We start from the raw sequence: 19382 nt of genomic DNA on the forward strand, positions 1-19382 counted from the left end.
CCCACGCCCGGCGGGTGTCCGTTGTGTCAGCCGAGTCTGCCGAAGGTGGCGTCGATGTCCGCCATCTCCATCGCGGCCGTGGCCGCAATCAGCTCCTGGAGATCCTTGTCGGCACCGGGCGAGAACTCCTCGAACCGCTCGGGCGAGATCGTCAACGGGGCGCCGTCCGGTGCCTGCTCGGTGGCGTTGAGCTTCGTCCCGTCCTTCGACGGCGACATTCCCTGGAAGATCTTGCCGGCCTCGGACTGGGCATCAAGGTCGAACGAGTACTGCTTGCTCTGCAGTCCCATGTCGATGAGCCGCTTGACCTCGGGGAAGCTCTCCGCGTTCGTCTTGGGAATAGGCAACGCCGCATTCCAGTTGACGCCGAGGGTCTCGAGGGCCCGCGCGTAGGCGTTCTCGTGGGCCTGGTCGCGGACGATCAGGTACGAGATGGTCGACCGCGCCATCTTGTTGTCCGTCATCTCGTACAGGCGGCACTTCTGCAGCCGACCGGTCGATTCGAGCATGAGGTTGTAGAGCAGGTCGAGCACGAGGTTGCCCGAGTTGTAGACGTAGCTGCCCATCCACGGGTTGCCGGCAGCATCCACCGGAAGTGCCCCCTGCGCACCGACCAGGTAGTGGTGGATGTTGCTGTGGTCCAGGGCGATGTTCAGGGGAATCGCCCCGCCGGCACCGGGGGCGTCCACCGGGTCGGTCTTCTTCCCCTGGTACCGCGGCGAGCCGTCCAGCAGTCGGGAGATCGTGGTGCCGATCAGCTCGACGTGGCTGATCTCCTCCGTCCCGATTCCCTGAATGAGGTCGCGATAGGGCTTGGCGTCAGGACCACGGAAGTTGATGCTCTGGAACAGGTACTGCATCATCGTCCGCATCTCGCCGAACTGGCCGCCCAGCCCCTCCTGGAGCGCGTTGGCCGCCGCCGGATCCGGCTCGTCCTGTTCGATCTCGTTGATCAGTCGCTGAACGTGTAAGTACATGCATTCCTCCTTGGAATCGCGGGATGCGATTCACCTTCCGCTCTCGACGGGCGAGACGCATCGGGCTGGACAGCCGGCTGACGGCTCGCGTACTATCTCCGCCGCTTCTGCGTGCATGGGCGGGTACCGGTACCTGCAAGCAGCGTCGCCGTCAAGCCCCGGCGAGAAAAGCGCCCGTGATGGGATCTTGGATTCCGACACCGTCGCCCGACGGCGTCGAGTCGTGCGGGAGCGAAGATGACGATCACCGACGTAGAAGCCCCGTCGGATGTGCGTGCGCGGGCGCGGGGTCCGGTCAGCGCGTTGCTGCTCGATCTTCTTCGCCGGGCCGATCCCGCTGCGCCGTTCGGCGACTCGCTGATCGAAGCGACCCGCCGGTCCGTGGCTGCATCGCGCGACGTCGCGGCGGACGAGGACCTGCAGCTCTCCCTGTTCCTGCTCTATGCCGGCGCATACGGGTCTCTGGACTGGATCGACCCCGAGTGGGAGTGGCACGCCGGGCTGCTCGAGGTGCGGACGGCGATCGAGTCAGCGTTCGAGACCGAACTGCGCCGGACCGTCACGCCGCCGGAACTGCCATCTGCGGATGCCGAGTCCATCGCATCCGCCCTCTTCAGCCTGACCGCGCCCACGCCCGGCCCGTCGCTGTCGCGGTTCCTGGCCAAGCACGCCACGTCGGCCCAGGCGCGAGAGTTCCTCATCCAGCGCAGCGTCTACACGCTCCGCGAGGCGGATCCGCATTCGTGGGCCATTCCTCGGCTCACCGGACGGGCGAAGGTCGCGCTCGTCGAGATCCAGTCCGACGAGTACGGCGCCGGGCGCCCGGAACGCATGCACGCCGAGATCTTCGCGCGCACCATGCGCGGGGTGGGACTGGACGCGACCTACGGCCGGTACGTGGACCTCGTCCCCGCGATCACTCTCGCGTCGCAGAACGCGATGTCGATGTTCGGGATGAATCGCCGACTGCTGGGCGCGATCGTCGGTCACCTCGCGGCCTTCGAGATGACGTCCTCGCTTCCGAACCGCATGTACGGCGACGGATTCCGCCGGCTCGGCTTCGGTGCGGACGTGACGGAGTATTTCGACGAGCACGTCGAGGCCGATGCGGTGCACGAGCAGATCGCGGCGCGGGACCTCGCCGGCAGCCTCGGGGAGGACCGACCCGACCTGATCCCGGACATCTTCTTCGGGGCAGCCGCCTGCCTCTTCCTCGATGGTCGCGTCGCCGACAGCATCGGCGACGCCTTCGAAGCGGGACGCAGTTCGCTCCGCCCCGGCGCAGATCTGCCGGCGGGTGATCGTGACTGAGTACGTCCCGCAGATCACGGCGTGCAAGGACGGGCCCCTCCTGGTGCGCGGTGCCGTGCAGATCTTGGGTGACGACGGACACGTGGTCGACAGTCCACGCCGGACTGTCGCACTGTGCCGGTGCGGCGCATCCGCGATCAAGCCGTGGTGCGATGGCACCCACAAGCTGATCCGCTTCGCGACCACCGATGAGGCCGCTTCCGCCGACGGCTGATCTGCGGCAGCAGGGGCACCTCTCCGGACGTGAAGCCCCGCCCACCTGGGATCCCGCATCCCTACCGAGGCGGATCCCCCCGGTACGCGGGATAGATGGTGACCGCTCCGGGTTCGAACGTGAACCGGACCTCGGTGCCGGTCGTGAGTTGCGCATCGGCGACGGCGGACGGTGTCAGGTCCGCCGAGATCGTGTCGGATCGAATCCTGATGATGTCGCCGCGCGGCTCCAGGTCGAGGATCGCGCCCGTGAGCAGGTTCGGGGACGCCGCCGCCGGCTGATCGACGGCGACGCGCACCGATGTGGGACGGATGGTTGCAGCCACGCGAGAGCCGAGGGGGGCATCCGTCGGGACGCTGCTGGTGATCTCGTCTCCGGCATCGGTGACCATGCCGGAGCGGGTCCGGATGCCGGTGAGGAGGTTGAGGGCGGCCAGGCCCGCGGTGAACGCGGTCCGAGGGCGGTCCAGAGTGTCGCGCGTGGGCCCTTCCTCGATGATCCGCCCGTGGCCGAGCACGACGACTCGGTCGGCGAGGGTGAGCGCATCGAGGATGTCGTGCGTGACGATGATGGCGGTGCGATCCTTCAGGACGCGCAGCAACGTGCGTCGGATCGCGGGAGCGACGGCGACATCCAGTGCGGCGAGGGGCTCGTCCAGGAGCAGAAGCTTGGGGTCCGACGCGAGAGCGCGGGCGATGGCGACGCGCTGTGCCTGTCCGCCGGAAAGGTCGGCGGGTCTGCGGGAAGCGAACGGGACAGCATCCACTTCGCCGAGCCAGTGCCGCGCCAGCTCATGCGCCCGGGTCTTGCGGATGCCCTTGCTGCGAGCGCTGAAGGCGACGTTCTCGAGCACGCTGAGGTGTGGGAAAAGGTCCGCGTCCTGCGACAGGGTCGAGACGCCGCGGGCATGCGGCGCCGTCCACGCCCGTCTGTTCTCCCCGAGGTCGAACAGCTCTCGGCCGTCGAGCTCGGCGCTGCCGGCGTCGGGTCGCAGCAGCCCGGCCAGGATGTTGACCAGCGTCGACTTTCCCGCGCCGTTGGGACCGAGGACGGCGATCGTCTCCCCGGCTTCGACGCGGAGCTGAACGTCGAACCCACGTGCGGCGATGGCCGCGTCGAATCTCAGCATCATGCTCGAGCCGCCTGTCGCAGCGGTGCGGCGCTGCCCGCTTGGTGCGCGAGCCCCACGACGATCACCGCGACCACGATCAGCACCAGCGAGAGCGCGATGGCGGCATCGGGGTCGACTTCGCGCTGCAGATAGATCTCCAGCGGCAGTGTTCGCGTGGTGCCCTGCAGGCTGCCGGCGAAGGTGAGCGTCGCACCGAACTCGCCCAGAGCGCGCGCGAAGGACAGCACCGCTCCGGAGATCAGCGCGGGCAGGACGAGCGGCACGGTGATGCGCCGCAGCACGGTGGTCGGATGAGCGCCGAGGGTCGCACCGATCGCCTCGTAGCGGGTCCCGACGGTACGCAGTGCGCCTTCGAGGCTGAGCACCAGGAAGGGCAGCGCCACGAAGGTCTGGGCCAACACCACCGCGGTCGTGGAGAAGGCGATGTCGATGCCCAGGAACTGAAACGTCGAACCGAGCAGGCCGCGACGCCCGAAGGTCGAGAGCAGGGCGATGCCGCCCACGACCGGCGGCAGGACGAGCGGCAGCAGAACGAGCGAGCGGAGCAGGCGCTGACCCGGAAAGCGCGAGCGCGCGAGAACGAGCGCCATCGGGATGCCGAACACGATGCACAGCGCGGTGGCAGCGACCGAGGTGCGAAGACTCAGCCACAGCGCGGCCAGCGAGGACTCGGACGTGACCAGCGGAATGAACTCCGCCCAGTTCACACGTCCGAGCATGGCGACCAGCGGCAGCAGGACGAAGAGCGCGCCGATCACCGCGATGCCCCCCACCCAGCGGGGGACGCTCGCGAAAGGAGTGTGCGAAGACATGAGCGGTCGCTACGGCAGACCGAACCCGGCCGCGGTGAGTGCGCGGCGACCGGTCTCGCTCAGGATGAAATCGACGAACGCCTTCGCGGCGACCGGGGCCCCGGCATCCGTCAATGCGGCGATCGGATAGGTGTTGGCCGCATTCCGTGCCGCATCGATCTCGATGCCGTGGATGGCAGATCCGGCCGCCAGGACGTCGGTTGCGTAGACGAGCCCGGCATCCGCCTCGCCGGAGGTCACCTTGCCGAGCACGTCCGTGACGGAGGACTCCTCGCTGACCGGGGTCAGCGCGACACCGGCCGCCTCGGCGACCCGGGCTGCGGCGGCTCCGCACGGCACCTCCGGCGCGCAGATCACCACCTTCAGCCCCGGCGCGGCCAAATCCGAGAACGTCGTGATTCCCCGCGGATTGGCGGGCGGCACGGCGATCTGCAGCACATTGGTGGCGAACGGGACCGGTTCGCCCGCCACGAGGTCCGCGTCGGTGACCTTCGCCATGGTGCGCTCGTCCGCCGACGCGAAGACGTCCGCGGGCGCACCCTCCAGGATCTGCGTCGCCAGGTCGCTCGATCCGGCGAAGCTCAATCGCACCGTCGTCTCGGGGTGGGCCTGCTCGAACGACGTGGCGACCTCGGTGAACGTCGCCTTCAACGAGGCGGCGGCGAACACCGTGATCGAGCCCTCGATGGTGTCGGCGTTCGGCCCAGCAGTCGCGGACCCGCCTGCCGTGCTCCCGGCGCAGCCCGTCAGTCCCGCCGCCACCACGGCGGCGATCAGGATGCCGGCACGTCGAGCTGCGGGCCGCACCATCAGGGCGCGGCCTTGACGAGGGGCGTTTCGATCAGTACCGTGGTCGCCTTCACGACGGCGACCGCGACGGAGCCCGGCTCCAGGCCGAGTTCCCGAACGGCCTCCGTGCTCATGAGAGAGACGACCCGGTGCGGACCGCACTGCAGCTCGACCTGCGACATGACGGTGTCCGAGACGACCTCGGTGACGAGCCCGACGAACCGGTTGCGGGCCGATCGGCCGATCTCGGCGGGATCGACGGGGAGGACGGAGTTCTTGCGTGCGAGGCGGGCGAGCTCCAGCCCGTCGACCACCGTCTTGCCGGCGTCATCACGCGTGCTTGAGAGGATTCCGTTGTCGATCCAGCGGCGGACCGTGTCGTCGCTGACAGCAAGGTACACCGCGGCATCCTTGATCCGAATCTGAGACATAAATCACAGTCTAGATCCGCATACACGGAAAGGACGAGGAGATTCCGTCGCGATGACGGTCGATGAATCGCGCTGTCACCCCGCAGGGTCTGTGAGCTCCCGATTGAGGGTCATCCAGTTCACGCGGCTGAGTTCGGCGGCGCCCTCCGCGTCGCCGGCTGCCGCCCGCTCGATGATCTCTCGGTGCTGCTGCACGGAGTCGCGGCCCGCCATCGATGCGAATCGCTGCCGTTCGGCGCGCCGGATGAGCGGCGTGACCTGCTCGAGCACCTCGGCGATCATCGCGTTGCCGCTGGCGTGGACGAGTACTCCGTGGAACTCGTCGTCCGATCGCATCGCCGAGTCCACGTCGAGAGCCTCGAGTGCCGTCGCGAACCGTTCGTTCGCGCTCTCCATGGCGGTCAGGTCCCTCTGCGCCAGGGCGGGGACGGCCGATCGCGCGGCGAGTTCGTGCATTGCGGCGGCGACGCTCTGCGCATTGCTGATGTTCTTCGGATCCGTCGGCGCGACGGTGGTCGCGCGCCCGGGTTGGGCGATCACGAGGCCCGCCTGCGCGAGGCGCAGGAGGGCCTCCCGAATGGGGGTGCGGCTCACTCCGAGCCATGCCTCGAGCTCCTGATCACGCAGCCGCTCGCCAGGCTCGAAGCTCCCGTCGACGATCGCATCGCGCAGCGACCGATACACGTCATCGCGCAGGAGGGAGCGAGCGAGCATGTTGCTGGAGGAGGGAATCGGCATCCGGACATTCTACCGTCTTGGATATTGCATATCGTGGCGCCGCGCGGCGCCCGGGTGCGGTTCACCCGCACCTCGTGCGACACGTCATCCGCGGCGCGGGGGCGCCAGAAGGGCACAATGACGCCTTTCGTCGGAGGGGCGCCTATGGTGACAGAGTGGGGACTCTCTATTACGGTGAATCGACTGCGATTCACGTCGACGACCGCGCGCTGGCGCATCTGAAGGTCGTCATCGCCACGAAGCTGCGGCGAAGCGAGAGCTTCACGCTGACGTGGCAGCACCCCGACGATCAGCCGCGCGGGCGCAGCACCATCTGGCTGCAGCCGTCGATTCCGTTGCGTTTCGTCTTCGACGACCCCGAGCCGGCAGAACTCAGCCGGCCGTGGATCGAAGAGCTCGCCAACTCCGCCAATTCCTCGGGCGGCATCACCCTCATCGCCGAGCATTTCGACGTCGCGGTCGACGCGTCGCAGACCGCAGCGCCAGCCGCGCTGACCGTGGGCTGAGCCCGCTCGAGGCCCTGCTGAGTCTCGTCCGCCCTACGTGCTTTTCGTCTCGGCCGCTTCAGCGGAGCGGGACGATGCCCTGGGTGTCGCGGGGGAAGGTGGCGAGGACCTCCGCGGGGATGTTCAGGTGCTGGCTCACCAGCGCGGGCGGCAGGTGGCCGAGCCACTGGGCGAGGGAGACCTCTTCGTAGTGGTCGCTGCGGAACACCTCGATGTACTGCAAGACGTCATCGCCGGTGTTCTCCACATAGTGGCCGAGGTTGCGACCCACGACGGCGACGTCGCCGGGGCGGAAGTCGGTCGTGGTGGCATGTGGGCCGGTGTTGAACACGGTCATTCGGGCGGACCCGCGCAGAAAGTACCCCCACTCGTCGGCGTTGGGGTGCCAGTGCAGTTCCCTCATCGAGCCGGGGTTGATGGTCACCAGCGCCGCGGCGACGGTATTCGAGGCGGGGAAGGTGGTCGAATCGGCGATCTGGATGCTGCCCCCGCTGTTGGTGTGCACCGGCTGTGTGCGGGAGAGACGGAATATCACCGGTTCCGTGCCCCACTGCACCCCGGCAGCGGCTTGGTCTGCTTCCAGGTCTCCGGGGACCTCGCCGGGGAAGATCCACAGGTTGTGCAGGGGGATGTCCTTGAAAACCTCTTGGGCGACACCGAAATTCTTGGCCAGCACCTCCGGTGGTGTGTGCGCGAACCAGTCGGTGAGCAGCAGCGTGTTGCTCTCGGACTGTGCGCCGTCATCGAAGGCGAGGACGAACTCCGCCCCGTCCGGTCCCAGCCCCTGCAGTGAATGCGGCAGGCCGGCGGGGAAGAACCACAGGTCGCCTTCCTCGACGTCCTCCACGCTGGGCAGGCCGGTGCGGCTGAGGGTGGTCACGCGGCAGCGGCCGCGGGTCATGATCGCCCACTCCGCTGTCTGATGCCAGTGCAGCTCCCGGATGCCGCCGGCCTCCAGGTACATGTTCACTCCGGCGATCTCGTCCGAGATCGCGAAGTCCGCACCGGTAACCTCTCGCGCCCACCCGCCGCGCTGTATCCGGCGGGGCGCGATGTTGAACGAGGACCAGAAGAACGGCTGGGTGCTGATGTCGGTCGCCGGCGCGGTGATCTGGTTCGGGAACTGCCCCTCGATCACCGGGTTCTGCGGACCCGTCATCACCGTGCTGGCCGGATCCCCGGCCGTGTTGACGATTCCCTCCGGCGGCAGATCCGGATTTCCGAACACCGGCTCCTCGTGCTGGGGCGCAGCAGCACCACTCGAGTCCATGGATCACCCTCTCGCTTGACCGGGCGTGTCGGTCATCGAGCAAATGCTCGCGGGGGTGCCCGGGGCCTATCGCTCGCCAGGGTAGGGCCGGTATAACTGGTTCGTCAACAGCCGAACAGGGGGAATACGTGTCTGCGACATCCGAATCGACCGCTCCGCCGGATACCACCGGGGTCTCGGTGGCCCACAACGTCGTCATGGTGCACGGCGCGTACGCCGACGGCTCGTCCTGGGCCGACGTCATCACATTGCTGCAGGCCGCCGGCCTGAACGTCACATCGGTGCAGAATCCGCTGACGTCCCTCGAGGATGACGCGGCGGCCACGCGCCGCGCCCTCGACCTGCAGGACGGACCGACAGTGCTGGTCGGACATTCGTGGGCGGGAACGGTGATCAGCGAGACCGGCGACCACCCGAACGTGTCCGCGCTGGTCTTCGTCGCGGCGCGGGCGCCCGAGGCGGGGGAGGACTATGGGGCGCTGGCCGCACAATATCCGGCGCCGCCGGCCACCGCCGGGCTCGTCCACGCCAACGGATTCGCGCAGCTGAGCGAACAGGCCTTTCTGGACGACTTCGCCAACGGTGTCGAGCCCGCGCGCGCGAAGGTGCTGTATGCCGTTCAGGGCCGGATCTCGGACACGCTGTTCGCCTCGCGCACCACCGCGGCGGCCTGGCAGAACAAGCCCTGCTGGTACGCGGTGTCGCTTCAGGACCGGACGACGACGACCGACCTCGAGCGCTTCCTGGCCGCCAGAATGCACGCTACGACCGTCGAGCTCGACAGCGGCCACCTCTCCCTCGTGACGCATCCGCACGAGATCGCTGAGCTCATTCTTCAGGCCTCGGGGCGTTCGAGCGATGCCGCGGCCTGAGGGTCTCTCGCAAACCGGCGATCTCGGGAGAGCGATCGGCGCGGTGGGGCGGCGCGGGGAGGAAACCGGGAGCGCACGGAGATGACGATCGCTCGCTCGGACCCAGGCACCCGGGTCACGACGTTCCCGTTCATGGAGCGTCCGATGGTCGGTATCCTGCTGGCAGCCATCGCGGGCATGCTGAACGCGTGGTCGCTCGCCGAGACGGGGACCTTCGCGACGGTGCAGTCGGGCAATCTCGTGACCGCCGGCTACAGCCTCGCCATGGGCGACTGGTCCCACATCGCGCGAGCGCTCGCGTCGATCCTCTGCTTCGGACTCGGAGCCGGGGTCAATGCCATCGTGGTGACACTGCTGATCCGCAGCGGCCGGACGTACAGCGGTCCGGTGCTGTTCGTGCAGGCCGGTATCATCCTCGTGCTCGGTGCACTTGCGACTGCGGGCGTGGCTCCGGCCATGGTCGTCGCGCTGGGGGTGAGCTTCGTGGCGGGGTCGCAGGGGAACGCCTTCCACCGCGACCACGGCATGCTGTACGGCAACATCGCGGTGACCTTCGTCGTGCAGTCGTTCTTCAGCCTGCTCGGCAGGGTTCTCGTGCCATCGAGCGCCGCCGGCCGCCGCGTCGACGCCCAGTCGGCGCTCATCTACGGGGGTGTGCTGATTGCTTTCGCGGCCGGCGCGGCGCTGGGGTTCCTCATCGACACGCTGTTCACGGCAGGGTCCCTGTGGGCTGCGGCGGGCATCACCCTGATCGTCGGGCTGATCGCCGTCACCAGGCGGGATCCTCAGTCGGTGGACCCGGCCCAGAACGCCCCGACGCCGTAGCGGGCAGCGGCAGCGAGCTCACGCGCCGTGAGGCTGCCCCTCCGCTCACCTGTCGCGAAGCGCGGGCGTCGCGGGCGTGTTGTGACAGGGGAGCGTCCTCGGACGCGGGTGTTCGGTTGCTCGCCTGTCGCGAAGCGCGGGTGCGGCGGGCGTGTTGTGACAGGGGAGCAGCCTCGGACGCGGGTGGACCCGTACACAGGCCTTGCCCCACTCCGGCTGCGGTCGTACTCTGGTCGCAGTTGCCCCCGGACCCTGGTCGACTCCACTGGTACTCACACCTCGGAGGACATCATGGCCACATACCGGATCGAACCGGCATTCGACTCCGTCGACGTAGCGCTCGAGCGGTTCGACGAGGAGGCGATGCAGTTCGCGGGCAACCTCCCTGACGCGGGTGCACCCGCGTCCGCATCAACGGACGAACGGCATTCCGAGCAGCACGCCTGACCCCCTGCGAGCGAACGCCCGGCATTGGGGGCCTCGTCTGGGGCAAGCGCGCGCGTTATCCTGACGCTGGAGGTGTTCGACGATGCACGCAATTGTGGGTGACCGCGTCCGAATCCATGGACGCACGGTCGGTGCGGCGGAGCGAGTGGGTGAAGTGATCGAGGTGCGTGGCAGCGAGGAGAGTCCGCTGCTGGTCGTGCGGTACGACGACGGCCACGAGACCATCCTCTCGCCCGGGGGCGACTGCGAGATCTTGCACGCCGGCTGAGGGCGGGAGGCTCACCATCCGCTGCGCGTCGGCGAGTGGCCCTCACGCGCGTCGTCCGGCATCGCCATCTCCGCACGGACTCCGAGAAGACGGAGCGGTCGATCACGGTCGATCTTCTCGACCAGTTCCATCGTCTTGCCCACCACGGTGGCGCGGTCGAAGGTGGGCGCGATCTTCTTCGTGAACGTCTTGGTCGAAAACGGTGCGTAACGCACCTTGAGCCCGAGGCCGACGACGGGTCGTCCCTCGGCTGCGACATCGTCGAGCACCTGCTCGAGCAGCTCGCGTGCCGCTTGCTCGATGTCGGCGCGGTCGCTGAGGTTCTGCTGGAAGGTGGTCTCCCTGCCGTGCCCGCGCGCCACCCACGGGGCGTCGTCGACGATGCTCGCGCCGTCGCCTCTGCCCAGCTGCACGTACCAGGGACCCATGCGCGGGCCGAACTCCGCCCTCAGGCTCTCCGGGTCGGTGGAGGCCAGCTCAGCCACCGTGAGGATTCCCAAGCCCGCCAACCGCTTCGAGATCTTGCTGCCCACGCCCCAGAGATCGATCGTGGGGCGTGCTCCCATCACCTCGAGCCAATTCTCGGCGGTGAGGCGGAACACGCCGCGCGGCTTGCCGAAGCCGGTCGCGACCTTCGCGCGGACGAGGGTGTCGCCGATGCCCACGCTGCAGTGCAGATCCGTGTTCTCCAGCACGGCGTGCTGCAGGCGACGCGCATACGCCTCGGGGTCGTCGGTCTCGATCCCGATGAACGCCTCATCCCACCCCAGCACCTGCACGATCGCACCGGGCTGCGCCCGCAGCGTCGTCATCACCTGCTCGGATGCCGCGGTGTAGGCCCCGGCATCCACCGGAAGGATCACGGCCTCCGGCGCCTTCCGTGCGGCAAGGCGCAGCGGCATCCCGGACCCGACTCCGAACTCGCGTGCCTCGTAAGAGGCGGTGGATACGACGGCGCGCTCGGTCGGGTCGCCCCGGCCCCCGACGATCAGCGGCTTGCCGGCCAGTTCGGGATGCCGCAGCACTTCGACCGCGGCGATGAACTGGTCGAGATCGACGTGCAGCACCCACGGGCGACGGTCCTGGATCATGCGGATAGTCTGCGACCTCACCGCGCGTGTCGCCATGACGGCATTTCTACTCGGACTCCACGGACGTCGTGTGATGCGGCGTCCCCACCGGCTTGGATTCGCTCGAGCCGCGCTGCCTCAGATAGATGGCGAACGCGACCATGGCGCCGACCGCCAGGAACTCCGACTGCCAGTTCTGCAGCGTGCGATTCCAGAACTCCGGCGAGACGATGTACTCCAGCCACGTCTCGGCGGCCACCCCGTGCTGGGCGTTCTCGTCGTTGGCGACCACCAGGCCACCGAGCGACTGGGCGAGCCAGGACAGCACGAAGATCGCCCCCATCACGAGCAGGAGCGAGTTCGAGTACACCGCACGCCGCCACCCTCCGACCCTCGCCCACAGCGGAGAGTCGTCTCGCGCGTGGCGCCCGACGGCCTGTTCCGCGTCCGAGCCGGTGCCTTGGTCGCCGGGCCTCTTCGACTCCGGCGAGCCTCGTTGGACGAACCAGATCGTCGCGAAGATGAACAGGAAGAACTGGAGGAATTCGGACTGCCAATTCTCGGCGACATCGACCAGGAACGCCGACGACGTGACGAACTGAACGTATGAGACGGCCGGCTGCCCATGCATGACCAGCTCTTCGTTGTTGTTCGCGTGGCCGGCGATCGACTGTCCGATGAGCGCGGCGACGAAGAGGACCAGGAAGAAGACACTCAGTCCGTTGTCGCGAAGGAAGCTGCGCACGTCAATGACCGGTCAACGGGATCGAGATCATCACCGCGAGTCCCGCGATGATGATCCCCATCCAGGTCCAGAAGACCGCGCGCATCCCGATGGTGGTGTCCTGCTGCCGCCTCATGTCCGCCGCGCTCCTTTGCGTGTCCTACGGCTGAACGTCTCCCCGCCACGCGCCGCTCTCGGCTCCCCGGCTCTCGATGAACTCCTTGAAGTTCTTCAGGTCCTTCTTCACCGCGTGCGAGCCCGCGCCGACCAGTGAACCGACCTTCTCCAGCAGGCCCTCGGGCTCCCAATCGAGCTGGACGGTGACGCGGCTGGTGGTGTCCGTGAGCTTGTGGAACGTGACGACGCCCGCGTGGTGGGTCTCGCCGCCCGTGCTGTGCCACGCGACGCGCTCGTCGGGGTGCTGCTCGGTGATCTCGGCGTCGAACTCCCGCTCCACGCCGCCCACCCGCACCTTCCAGTGCGTGTGCGTCTCGTCGAGCTGGGTGATCGATTCCACTTCGTCGAGGAACTCCGGAAAGTTCTCGAACTGGGTCCACTGGTTGTAGGCCGTGCGGACCGGAACGTCGACATCGATGGTTTCGATGATCTGCACCATGGGTGCTCCTCACTGATGGATCGGATGGGTCAGACCCATTCAGCCGCACCCGGGCCGATCCCGGGGAGGGGTTGACAGGGACGCCCGTAGTCGTGCCACTGCGGGAATGTCAAGCGCATGCGCTCGCGTCGCGCGGCGTCGTAGCCTCCAGAGAGGAGGCCACCATCCCATGACCGCAGCCGCGACATCCCTCGCCCCCGACGCCGTGCTCGCCCCGCTGATCGCCGAGGCGCTGGAGCGCGCCGCGTCCGTTCCGGGGTTCGGAACCGACCCCGCAGCCACCCTCGCCTGGTGCATCGAAGTGGGTCGGCGCGCTCCGCGGATCGGCGCGGGAAACACGCGGCAGCTCTGGGAACTGCTCGCGGCCACCGCGGCTCGGGACGTCTCGGCGGCGCGCATGCTGGAGCCGCATCTCGACGCGCTCGGCATTCTGCACCAGGCGCGCGAGGCGGCCTCCGGCGGCGCGGATGGCCCAGAGCTGGATGGCATACACGCCGATCAGAACTCGTCGTGGGGTGTGTTCGCCGCCGAGGCGAGCGACATGAGGCTGCACGCGTCCGGTGGGACCGGGGCGTGGCGGCTCAGTGGGACGAAACCCTGGTGCTCGCTGGCCGGGCATCTCACTCATGCGCTGGTCACGGCATCCATCGATGACCGCCGTCGTGGCCTTTTCGCCGTCGAACTGCGATCCCCCGGAGTCCACGCGCATGACGGGCCGTGGTTCCCACGCGGACTGGTCGACGTCGTCAGCGCGCCGGTGGACTTCGATGACGTCCCGGCCGTGCCGATCGGCGGAGCCGACTGGTACCTCACGCGGCCGGGATTCGCGTGGGGAGGAATGTCGGTCGCGGCCTGCTGGTGGGGTGCGGCCGTCGGCGTTGCCGAGCGACTCGTCGACGCGGCCGGAGCGGACCGCGCCGATCAGCTCGCGCTCGTGCACCTGGGGAGGGTGGATGCCGCACTCTGGGCCGCGCGGAGCGTCCTGGCGGAGGCGGCCGACCTCATCGACGCGAGCGGGTCGGACCGGATCGGGGATCGCCTGCTCGCGGAACGTGTCCGCGGCACCGTCGTCGACGCCGCGACCTTGACGCTGACCGAGGCGGACGCAGCCCTCGGCCCGGGGCCACTGGTGGCAGATGAACGGCACGCGCGGCGCGTGGCGGATCTGCACCTCTACCTCCGCCAGCATCACGGTCCACGAGACGCCGCGCGGGCCGGGCGTCTGATTCTCGAGACCACGGGCGCATGATGGCGGCATTCAGCCATCTCGAGACAGGGACTCCGGAGGACGTGTGGGCGGCTGAGAAGCGCTTCGGCACGGCCCGCGTGCTCGACGAGAGTGTGGACGACCTGTTCGTGGTGGCCGCGCACCCGGATGATGAGACCCTGGGGGCCGGTGGTCTGATCCGTCGCGTGCACGAACACGGTGGCCGGGTCACCGTCGTGGTCGCGACGGACGGCGAAGCATCCCACCCGCTCTCTCCCACCCACTCGCCGACCGAACTGCGCTCGACCCGCAGGGACGAGGTGCTCCGCGCGGTGCATGCACTCGCACCCGACGCGCGCGTTCAGTTCCTCGGGCTGCCGGACGGGGGTCTGCGTGAGAACACGAGAGAGCTCGAGGAGCAGTTGACCGCCGCACTGGGGGAGAGCGCGACCACGGCGGATCGCTCCCTGCTCGTGACCCCGTGGTCCGGAGACGGGCATCGGGATCATCGCGTCGCAGCCGAGGCCGGCGGGCGCGCCGCGGCTGCCCGCCGGATTCGTCACCTGGGCTATCCGATCTGGCTCTGGCACTGGGGAGGACCCGAGGACGTGCCCTGGGATGCCGGGGTCGTCCTGGCTCTCACGCCTTGCGAACGAGCCATCAAGGCCCGCGCAATGGGCCTGCACGTCTCGCAGATCCGGCCGTTGTCCGATGCCCGGGGGGACGAGGCGATCGTGCATGAGGCGATGCAGGCGCATTTCGAGCGGGACACCGAGTTCTACATCGACGAGGCGCCGCAGCCCTCCCGTTCGCTGCCCGCCGAGTGGTTCGAGGACTTCTATGCCCGCCATGACGACCCGTGGGGGTTCGAGACGCGGTGGTACGAGGAGCGCAAGCGCGCTCTGCTGCTGGCCAGCCTGCCTTCGCGTTCCATCGGGCGGACCCTGGAGATCGGCTGTTCGACCGGCCTGATCACGACCGCCCTGGCTCGCCGGGCCGAGACGCTCGTCGCTCTGGATCCCTCCCTGGCGGCGGTCGAGGCCGCTCGGGCGCGCGTCGGCGAGGACCCCTCCGTCACGTTCCTCCAGGGCGGAGTCCCCGACGACTGGCCCGCCGGCGGCTTCGACACGATCGTCCTGTCCGAAGTCGGGTACTACATGTCCGAGCGCGACCTGGCGCGCACGGTCGCACTCATGGAGGCCGCGCTCGCGGACAGGGGATGCGTGATCGCCTGCCATTGGCGGCATCCGGTGGCTGAGTATCCGCTGTCCGGAGACCGGGTCCATCACGTGCTGCGGTCGGTGCCGTCGTGGCAGCGTCTGGCTCTCCACGAGGAGGAGGACTTCCTGCTCGAGGTGTTCTGTCGCGGTGCGGCCGTGTCGGTGGCTCACCGGGAGGGCCTGCGGTGAGCGCGACCTCCATCGCGGCGGTTGTCGTCGTCGTTCCCGTTCATGATGAGGCAGCCCTGCTCGGACGCTGTCTGGTGTCCCTCAGCGAGGCGATCGCGGCGGCCGGGGTCCCCTGCGTGGTGCGGGTGGTCCTGGACGCGTGCTCGGACGGTTCCGCGGTGATCGCGGCGCGGCATCCGTTTCCGATGATCCACGTCGATGCCAATGCGGTGGGCGCCGCCCGCGTGCGGGGGATCGAGTCGGCGCTCGCGACGCTGTCCCACGTGCCACCGGGGCACATCTGGATCGCCAACACGGATGCCGATTCCACGGTTCCTGCGAACTGGATCGTCGCGCAGCTGGACGCCGCCGACGTGGGCGCGGACGTCGTCGTCGGCACCGTGCGGCCGGACTTCCACGACCTCACTCCCCGGCACCGGCGGCTGTGGCTGGAGACGCACCGGCCAGGGTTCCCGAACGGGCACACCCACGGAGCGAACCTCGGGATTCGCGCCAGCACCTACCTGCAGGCGGGCGGCTTCGTCGAAGTGGACGAGCACGAAGACGTTCGCCTGGTCGACGCGTGCCGCGCGAACGGCGCGCTGGTGCATGCGACGGACGCCGCCGAGGTCGTCACGTCGGGGCGCTTCTTCGGGCGCACGCCGGGAGGATACGCGGGCTATCTGCGCGACCAGGATCGGCAGCTCCACCTCGCTCGCACGCTGGGGCACTCGGAACGGGACGCGTCGTGACCGGCCGGGCCGGCGCCGGCGGACGCGGAGGTACGGTGACTGATTCCGCGATGCGCGGTACCGTTGATCGAAGGATCCGGGAGGCTCGGCGTGAGTGATTCGTTCGCCGCTGCGATGAACGCTCTCGATCGCGCGCGGGACCAGCCGGAGGTCTTCTGCGCGGCTTTCGTCGAGGTGTTCCCGGTGACCGGCGCTGCGGTTTCGACCGTCGGAGGGTTCCTCGGAAGCGAAACGGTCGCGGCCAGCGACGAGTACGCGGCGCGGCTTGACGAGTTGCAGTTCGATCTCGGCGAAGGACCGTGCTGGGATGCCGTCCGGTCAGGCGCCGCGGTACTGCACCCCGACGTCCTGGCCACCGGGCCGAGCGCGTGGCCGGCCTTCGCCGCCGCGATCCCGGTCGCCGAGGTCAGCTCGCTGTTCGCGTTCCCGCTGATCGTCGGTCCGCTGCGCTTCGGTGCCATCGACCTGTACTCGCGGGCTCCGGTCGCGCTCGACGACGACCAGACGAAGCAGGCAGGCATGATGGCCGAGGTGGTCGGTCGGCTCATCCTGCGCCGCGCCCTGACTTCGATCGGCGAACCGGATGGGGCCGGGAACGGGTACTCGCGGAGGCTCGTCCACCAGGCCACCGGCATGGTTCTCGCGCAGATCGGCCTCTCCGCGGAAGACGCGCGGCTGGTGATCCAGGGCCACGCGTTCGCGGCGGACCGGTCCATGATGGACGTCGCTCAGGACGTCATCGACGGACGACTCCGGTTCCGGCGTGAAGGAACGCGGATCGAGGTGGTCCAATGACGCGCTTGACACGCGACGGGCGGCTCTTTCAGACGTTCGCCCGCCTCGCCGACACCCTGGTCGATGACTACGACGTGGTCGAACTGCTGCAGGTGCTCGTGGACACGTGCCGTGACGCGCTGGAGATGACGGCGGCGGGCATCCTCCTGGCGGATTCCCGCGGTGAACTGGACGTGGTCGCTTCGACGAGCGAGGACCGGAGTTTCTTGGAGCTGATGCAGCTGGGCTCGGACGACGGACCCTGCGTGGAGTGCTATCGCACCGGCCGTCGCATCACGGTCCCAGACCTTGCCGATTCCGCCCCGCCGTGGCAGCTGTTCCGGGCGAGCGCGCTTCGGCAGGGGTTCCGAGCGCTGGACGCCCTGCCGCTGCGGTTGCGCGATACCAGCATCGGTACGCTGAGCCTGCTGCGATCCTCGCCGGGCGAGGCGCCGACCGAGGACATCGTCGCCGCGCAGGCGTTCGCCGATGTGGCGACGATCGGCATCCTGCACGAGAAGGCGATCCGCGAGAGCTCGATCCTGAGCGAGCAGCTTCAGGGCGCGCTGAACAGCCGCATCGTGATCGAGCAGGCGAAAGGCGTGGTGGCGCACACACGCGGCGTGCCGATCGACGAGGCGTTCACCCTCCTGCGTGAATACGCCCGCGCGCATCAGATGCGGCTCGGTGTGCTCGCCGCACAGGTCGTGGAACGACAGATCGACCTGTGACGAGACCCCTGTCGGCTCCCCGCGGAATCCCCTACGATGCAGATGTCACTCCGGGCCCCGGGCCGTTTCAGATGGGATGACGGGGGGCTGACGTGAAGACGATCGTGACCGCGGGCGGATCCTTCCTGACCGGGACCGAGATCGCCGACGCAGTCACCGGCTACGGGCTCGCGCTCGCGAAGCTCCGGGATCTCGACGTGGTCGAGATCCCCTTCATCGCGGCGAACGGGATGATCCACCGAGTCCAGTTCAGGATCGGCTGGCAGATCGATCTCTCGGTCACGTTCGAAGACAAGGTCGAGGAAGAGCTCGTCGAGCCCGACACGATCCTGGCGATCCTCGGCAAGACCCGCGCGATCGAAGGTCGCCGCTCGCCGCAGCTGCCCCGCAGAGCAGTGACGATCCGGGATCACATCGACTGGGACGAGGTCATCTGACCCCTCGGGCGTCAGTCGCCGACGCGTCGCTCAGGCCGGAGGCGCGTCCGGGTCGAGCGTCTTGAGCATGTCTTCTTCGACCGCGTTGTCCGCGTCGAGCTGATCCTCGGTCGTCTCGTCACCGCCGAGCGGGGAGCCGTTCTCGTCGGCAGGGCGATCGTCGGGTCGTTGATTCGTCATGTCGGCAACGCTACGCGGGTCGTCGACATACGCAACGTCCGCGCTCTTCAGCCTTCTCGACGGACGCCGCCTGGGTGGAGAAACTAGGGTGTCGCCTATGGACGACTCCGCACGGATCCCGGCATCCACCTCGCTCTCGGCCTGGCTCGACAAACTCGCTCAGCCCGATGGGGCTCCCGGGGGCGGTGCGGCGTGCGGTGTGATGCTCGCCCTCTCGGCCGCGCTGCTACGCATGGTCGCCGAATACACGCCGGATGACCCCCGTGCCATCGCGTGCGCGGCACGGCTCGTCGACGTCCGTCTCACCGCCCTGGGCGCCGCGGAGGCGGACGGTGTCAGCTCCGCCGAGCTGGGAGCTGCGCTGCGCGTCGCCGCGGACGACCCCGCGAGAGACGATCGGGTACGGGATGCCGCGATCCGTGCCGCGCGGTCCTCCGGCGCGCTCGGCGGCGTCGGTGTGGGAATGCTCGATGAACTGCGCCTGCTCCGTGAGATCGGCAACCCGCACCTTGCTGCGGATCTCGCCGTCTCGGGAGAGGCGCTGTCCGCCGGCATCGCAGGTGCGTCGATCAACCTCCGCGCGAACCTCCGGCTCGCCGGCGCGCACGGCGGCGCCGGCGGCGCGCGCGGTGAGCTCGAGGCCGATGTGGAGCGGATGCGGGCAGCCCGCGATGTCGCCTCCGCCATCGCGGACCAGGTCGCCGCGCGCTACGACGACCGCTGACCGCGGACGGTCCGTGTCCACCGAAGTGAGGACAGACAGCCCCGTGCGGTCTTCTTAGGGTTGATAGTGCAGGACCGCCCGATCGATGGGCATCGTGGGATCGGGCGGCACGCACGGATCGCCCTTTCCGCGGAAGAGAGACCCCCGGTAGCCCCCCGGACCGGGGGTCTCTTCCTTGCCCGGCGGC

25 protein-coding genes are annotated in these 19382 nt (G+C 68.7%); 14 read left to right on the plus strand and 11 right to left on the minus strand.

Annotated features, from left to right (window positions below):
- Window positions 1–26 precede the first annotated feature (26 nt).
- Window positions 27–977 carry a manganese catalase family protein gene (locus ABD655_RS03215; protein WP_344711598.1) on the minus strand — a complete coding sequence of 317 codons (951 nt, stop codon included), beginning with the start codon at window positions 975–977 and terminating at the stop codon, window positions 27–29.
- Between the two features lie 237 nt (window positions 978–1214).
- Here ABD655_RS03215 and ABD655_RS03220 point away from each other — a divergent pair, with 237 nt between their 5' ends.
- Both ABD655_RS03220 and ABD655_RS03225 read left to right on the plus strand, forming a co-directional pair.
- Entirely contained in the window at window positions 1215–2288 is a 1074-nt protein-coding gene (locus ABD655_RS03220) for an iron-containing redox enzyme family protein (RefSeq protein WP_344711599.1), read from the plus strand.
- Window positions 2281–2502, plus strand: a complete 222-nt coding sequence (locus ABD655_RS03225) for a CDGSH iron-sulfur domain-containing protein (protein WP_344711600.1) — start codon at window positions 2281–2283, stop codon at window positions 2500–2502. The genes ABD655_RS03220 and ABD655_RS03225 overlap by 8 nt, the downstream gene beginning before the upstream one ends.
- Before the next feature lie 61 nt (window positions 2503–2563).
- Here the strand turns inward: ABD655_RS03225 and ABD655_RS03230 are convergent, their stop codons facing one another.
- The 5 genes from ABD655_RS03230 to ABD655_RS03250 form a co-directional block, all read right to left on the minus strand.
- On the minus strand, window positions 2564–3634 hold the full coding sequence (locus tag ABD655_RS03230; protein WP_344711601.1) for a sulfate/molybdate ABC transporter ATP-binding protein: 1071 nt from the start codon (window positions 3632–3634) through the stop codon (window positions 2564–2566).
- Window positions 3631–4446, minus strand: a complete 816-nt coding sequence (locus ABD655_RS03235) for an ABC transporter permease (protein WP_344711602.1) — start codon at window positions 4444–4446, stop codon at window positions 3631–3633. Before ABD655_RS03235 ends, ABD655_RS03230 begins: the two co-directional genes overlap by 4 nt.
- Before the next feature lie 9 nt (window positions 4447–4455).
- Window positions 4456–5256: a molybdate ABC transporter substrate-binding protein gene (gene modA / locus ABD655_RS03240; protein ID WP_344711603.1), complete on the minus strand. Its 801-nt coding sequence runs from the start codon at window positions 5254–5256 to the stop codon at window positions 4456–4458.
- Entirely contained in the window at window positions 5256–5666 is a 411-nt protein-coding gene (locus ABD655_RS03245; RefSeq protein ID WP_344711604.1) for a TOBE domain-containing protein, read from the minus strand. Before ABD655_RS03245 ends, modA begins: the two co-directional genes overlap by 1 nt.
- 75 nt (window positions 5667–5741) lie before the next feature.
- On the minus strand, window positions 5742–6404 hold the full coding sequence (locus ABD655_RS03250; RefSeq protein ID WP_344711605.1) for a GntR family transcriptional regulator: 663 nt from the start codon (window positions 6402–6404) through the stop codon (window positions 5742–5744).
- Window positions 6405–6559: 155 nt separating this feature from the next.
- Here ABD655_RS03250 and ABD655_RS03255 point away from each other — a divergent pair, with 155 nt between their 5' ends.
- Window positions 6560–6910 (plus strand): DUF7882 family protein, encoded by a 351-nt coding sequence (locus ABD655_RS03255; RefSeq protein WP_344711606.1) that lies wholly within the window; start codon window positions 6560–6562, stop codon window positions 6908–6910.
- Window positions 6911–6968: 58 nt separating this feature from the next.
- Here the strand turns inward: ABD655_RS03255 and ABD655_RS03260 are convergent, their stop codons facing one another.
- Window positions 6969–8180, minus strand: coding sequence for a cupin domain-containing protein (locus ABD655_RS03260; RefSeq protein ID WP_344711607.1), 1212 nt, complete (start codon window positions 8178–8180; stop codon window positions 6969–6971).
- A gap of 128 nt (window positions 8181–8308) precedes the next feature.
- On the opposite strand from ABD655_RS03260, the gene ABD655_RS03265 reads away from it, so the two are divergent.
- The 4 genes from ABD655_RS03265 to ABD655_RS03280 all read left to right on the plus strand — a co-directional run bounded on the left by ABD655_RS03265 (window position 8309) and on the right by ABD655_RS03280 (window position 10592).
- On the plus strand, window positions 8309–9052 hold the full coding sequence (locus ABD655_RS03265) for an alpha/beta fold hydrolase (RefSeq protein ID WP_344711608.1): 744 nt from the start codon (window positions 8309–8311) through the stop codon (window positions 9050–9052).
- 81 nt (window positions 9053–9133) lie between these two features.
- Window positions 9134–9877, plus strand: coding sequence for a YoaK family protein (locus tag ABD655_RS03270; RefSeq protein WP_344711609.1), 744 nt, complete (start codon window positions 9134–9136; stop codon window positions 9875–9877).
- Between the two features lie 291 nt (window positions 9878–10168).
- Window positions 10169–10324 carry a hypothetical protein gene (locus ABD655_RS03275; protein WP_344711610.1) on the plus strand — a complete coding sequence of 52 codons (156 nt, stop codon included), beginning with the start codon at window positions 10169–10171 and terminating at the stop codon, window positions 10322–10324.
- An 82-nt stretch (window positions 10325–10406) separates the two neighbouring features.
- Entirely contained in the window at window positions 10407–10592 is a 186-nt protein-coding gene (locus ABD655_RS03280) for a DUF1918 domain-containing protein (RefSeq protein ID WP_344711611.1), read from the plus strand.
- Window positions 10593–10603: 11 nt separating this feature from the next.
- Here the strand turns inward: ABD655_RS03280 and ABD655_RS03285 are convergent, their stop codons facing one another.
- From ABD655_RS03285 to ABD655_RS03295, 3 genes are all read right to left on the minus strand, one after another.
- Window positions 10604–11683, minus strand: coding sequence for a DNA polymerase IV (locus ABD655_RS03285; RefSeq protein WP_344711612.1), 1080 nt, complete (start codon window positions 11681–11683; stop codon window positions 10604–10606).
- A 46-nt stretch (window positions 11684–11729) separates the two neighbouring features.
- Complete coding sequence (locus tag ABD655_RS03290; protein WP_344711613.1) at window positions 11730–12407, minus strand: DUF6766 family protein; 678 nt, start codon at window positions 12405–12407, stop codon at window positions 11730–11732.
- Window positions 12408–12546: 139 nt separating this feature from the next.
- On the minus strand, window positions 12547–13002 hold the full coding sequence (locus ABD655_RS03295; RefSeq protein ID WP_344711615.1) for an SRPBCC family protein: 456 nt from the start codon (window positions 13000–13002) through the stop codon (window positions 12547–12549).
- Window positions 13003–13171: 169 nt separating this feature from the next.
- On the opposite strand from ABD655_RS03295, the gene ABD655_RS03300 reads away from it, so the two are divergent.
- The 6 genes from ABD655_RS03300 (at window position 13172) to ABD655_RS03325 (ending at window position 18291) form a co-directional block, all read left to right on the plus strand.
- On the plus strand, window positions 13172–14251 hold the full coding sequence (locus ABD655_RS03300; RefSeq protein WP_344711617.1) for an acyl-CoA dehydrogenase: 1080 nt from the start codon (window positions 13172–13174) through the stop codon (window positions 14249–14251).
- Complete coding sequence (locus tag ABD655_RS03305) at window positions 14248–15618, plus strand: PIG-L family deacetylase (protein ID WP_344711618.1); 1371 nt, start codon at window positions 14248–14250, stop codon at window positions 15616–15618. The genes ABD655_RS03300 and ABD655_RS03305 overlap by 4 nt, the downstream gene beginning before the upstream one ends.
- Window positions 15615–16349: a glycosyltransferase family 2 protein gene (locus tag ABD655_RS03310; RefSeq protein WP_344711619.1), complete on the plus strand. Its 735-nt coding sequence runs from the start codon at window positions 15615–15617 to the stop codon at window positions 16347–16349. The genes ABD655_RS03305 and ABD655_RS03310 overlap by 4 nt, the downstream gene beginning before the upstream one ends.
- Window positions 16350–16439: 90 nt before the next feature.
- Window positions 16440–17144: a GAF and ANTAR domain-containing protein gene (locus ABD655_RS03315; RefSeq protein WP_344711620.1), complete on the plus strand. Its 705-nt coding sequence runs from the start codon at window positions 16440–16442 to the stop codon at window positions 17142–17144.
- Window positions 17141–17854 carry a GAF and ANTAR domain-containing protein gene (locus tag ABD655_RS03320; RefSeq protein ID WP_344711622.1) on the plus strand — a complete coding sequence of 238 codons (714 nt, stop codon included), beginning with the start codon at window positions 17141–17143 and terminating at the stop codon, window positions 17852–17854. Before ABD655_RS03315 ends, ABD655_RS03320 begins: the two co-directional genes overlap by 4 nt.
- 92 nt (window positions 17855–17946) lie before the next feature.
- On the plus strand, window positions 17947–18291 hold the full coding sequence (locus ABD655_RS03325; RefSeq protein ID WP_344711623.1) for a hypothetical protein: 345 nt from the start codon (window positions 17947–17949) through the stop codon (window positions 18289–18291).
- Between the two features lie 30 nt (window positions 18292–18321).
- On the opposite strand, the gene ABD655_RS03330 is transcribed toward ABD655_RS03325, so the two are convergent.
- Window positions 18322–18471 (minus strand): hypothetical protein, encoded by a 150-nt coding sequence (locus tag ABD655_RS03330; RefSeq protein ID WP_344711624.1) that lies wholly within the window; start codon window positions 18469–18471, stop codon window positions 18322–18324.
- A 97-nt stretch (window positions 18472–18568) separates the two neighbouring features.
- Here ABD655_RS03330 and ABD655_RS03335 point away from each other — a divergent pair, with 97 nt between their 5' ends.
- Window positions 18569–19195 carry a cyclodeaminase/cyclohydrolase family protein gene (locus tag ABD655_RS03335; RefSeq protein WP_344711625.1) on the plus strand — a complete coding sequence of 209 codons (627 nt, stop codon included), beginning with the start codon at window positions 18569–18571 and terminating at the stop codon, window positions 19193–19195.
- Window positions 19196–19382: the final 187 nt, after the last annotated feature.

The sequence above is a fragment of the Microbacterium terregens genome (assembly GCF_039534975.1).
Classification (GTDB): Bacteria; Actinomycetota; Actinomycetes; order Actinomycetales; family Microbacteriaceae; genus Microbacterium; species Microbacterium terregens.

What these genes read in the sequence shown, in the direction of transcription:
- ABD655_RS03215 (WP_344711598.1), bottom strand. Translation starts at nt 977, where the DNA reads ATGTACTTACACGTTCAGCGACTGATCAACGAGATCGAACAGGACGAG.
- ABD655_RS03220 (WP_344711599.1), top strand. Translation starts at nt 1,215, where the DNA reads ATGACGATCACCGACGTAGAAGCCCCGTCGGATGTGCGTGCGCGGGCG.
- ABD655_RS03230 (WP_344711601.1), bottom strand. Translation starts at nt 3,634, where the DNA reads ATGATGCTGAGATTCGACGCGGCCATCGCCGCACGTGGGTTCGACGTT.
- ABD655_RS03235 (WP_344711602.1), bottom strand. Translation starts at nt 4,446, where the DNA reads ATGTCTTCGCACACTCCTTTCGCGAGCGTCCCCCGCTGGGTGGGGGGC.
- modA (WP_344711603.1), bottom strand. Translation starts at nt 5,256, where the DNA reads ATGGTGCGGCCCGCAGCTCGACGTGCCGGCATCCTGATCGCCGCCGTG.
- ABD655_RS03245 (WP_344711604.1), bottom strand. Translation starts at nt 5,666, where the DNA reads ATGTCTCAGATTCGGATCAAGGATGCCGCGGTGTACCTTGCTGTCAGC.
- ABD655_RS03250 (WP_344711605.1), bottom strand. Translation starts at nt 6,404, where the DNA reads ATGCCGATTCCCTCCTCCAGCAACATGCTCGCTCGCTCCCTCCTGCGC.
- ABD655_RS03260 (WP_344711607.1), bottom strand. Translation starts at nt 8,180, where the DNA reads ATGGACTCGAGTGGTGCTGCTGCGCCCCAGCACGAGGAGCCGGTGTTC.
- ABD655_RS03270 (WP_344711609.1), top strand. Translation starts at nt 9,134, where the DNA reads ATGACGATCGCTCGCTCGGACCCAGGCACCCGGGTCACGACGTTCCCG.
- ABD655_RS03275 (WP_344711610.1), top strand. Translation starts at nt 10,169, where the DNA reads ATGGCCACATACCGGATCGAACCGGCATTCGACTCCGTCGACGTAGCG.
- ABD655_RS03280 (WP_344711611.1), top strand. Translation starts at nt 10,407, where the DNA reads ATGCACGCAATTGTGGGTGACCGCGTCCGAATCCATGGACGCACGGTC.
- ABD655_RS03285 (WP_344711612.1), bottom strand. Translation starts at nt 11,683, where the DNA reads ATGATCCAGGACCGTCGCCCGTGGGTGCTGCACGTCGATCTCGACCAG.
- ABD655_RS03295 (WP_344711615.1), bottom strand. Translation starts at nt 13,002, where the DNA reads ATGGTGCAGATCATCGAAACCATCGATGTCGACGTTCCGGTCCGCACG.
- ABD655_RS03300 (WP_344711617.1), top strand. Translation starts at nt 13,172, where the DNA reads ATGACCGCAGCCGCGACATCCCTCGCCCCCGACGCCGTGCTCGCCCCG.
- ABD655_RS03305 (WP_344711618.1), top strand. Translation starts at nt 14,248, where the DNA reads ATGATGGCGGCATTCAGCCATCTCGAGACAGGGACTCCGGAGGACGTG.
- ABD655_RS03320 (WP_344711622.1), top strand. Translation starts at nt 17,141, where the DNA reads ATGACGCGCTTGACACGCGACGGGCGGCTCTTTCAGACGTTCGCCCGC.
- ABD655_RS03330 (WP_344711624.1), bottom strand. Translation starts at nt 18,471, where the DNA reads ATGACGAATCAACGACCCGACGATCGCCCTGCCGACGAGAACGGCTCC.
- ABD655_RS03335 (WP_344711625.1), top strand. Translation starts at nt 18,569, where the DNA reads ATGGACGACTCCGCACGGATCCCGGCATCCACCTCGCTCTCGGCCTGG.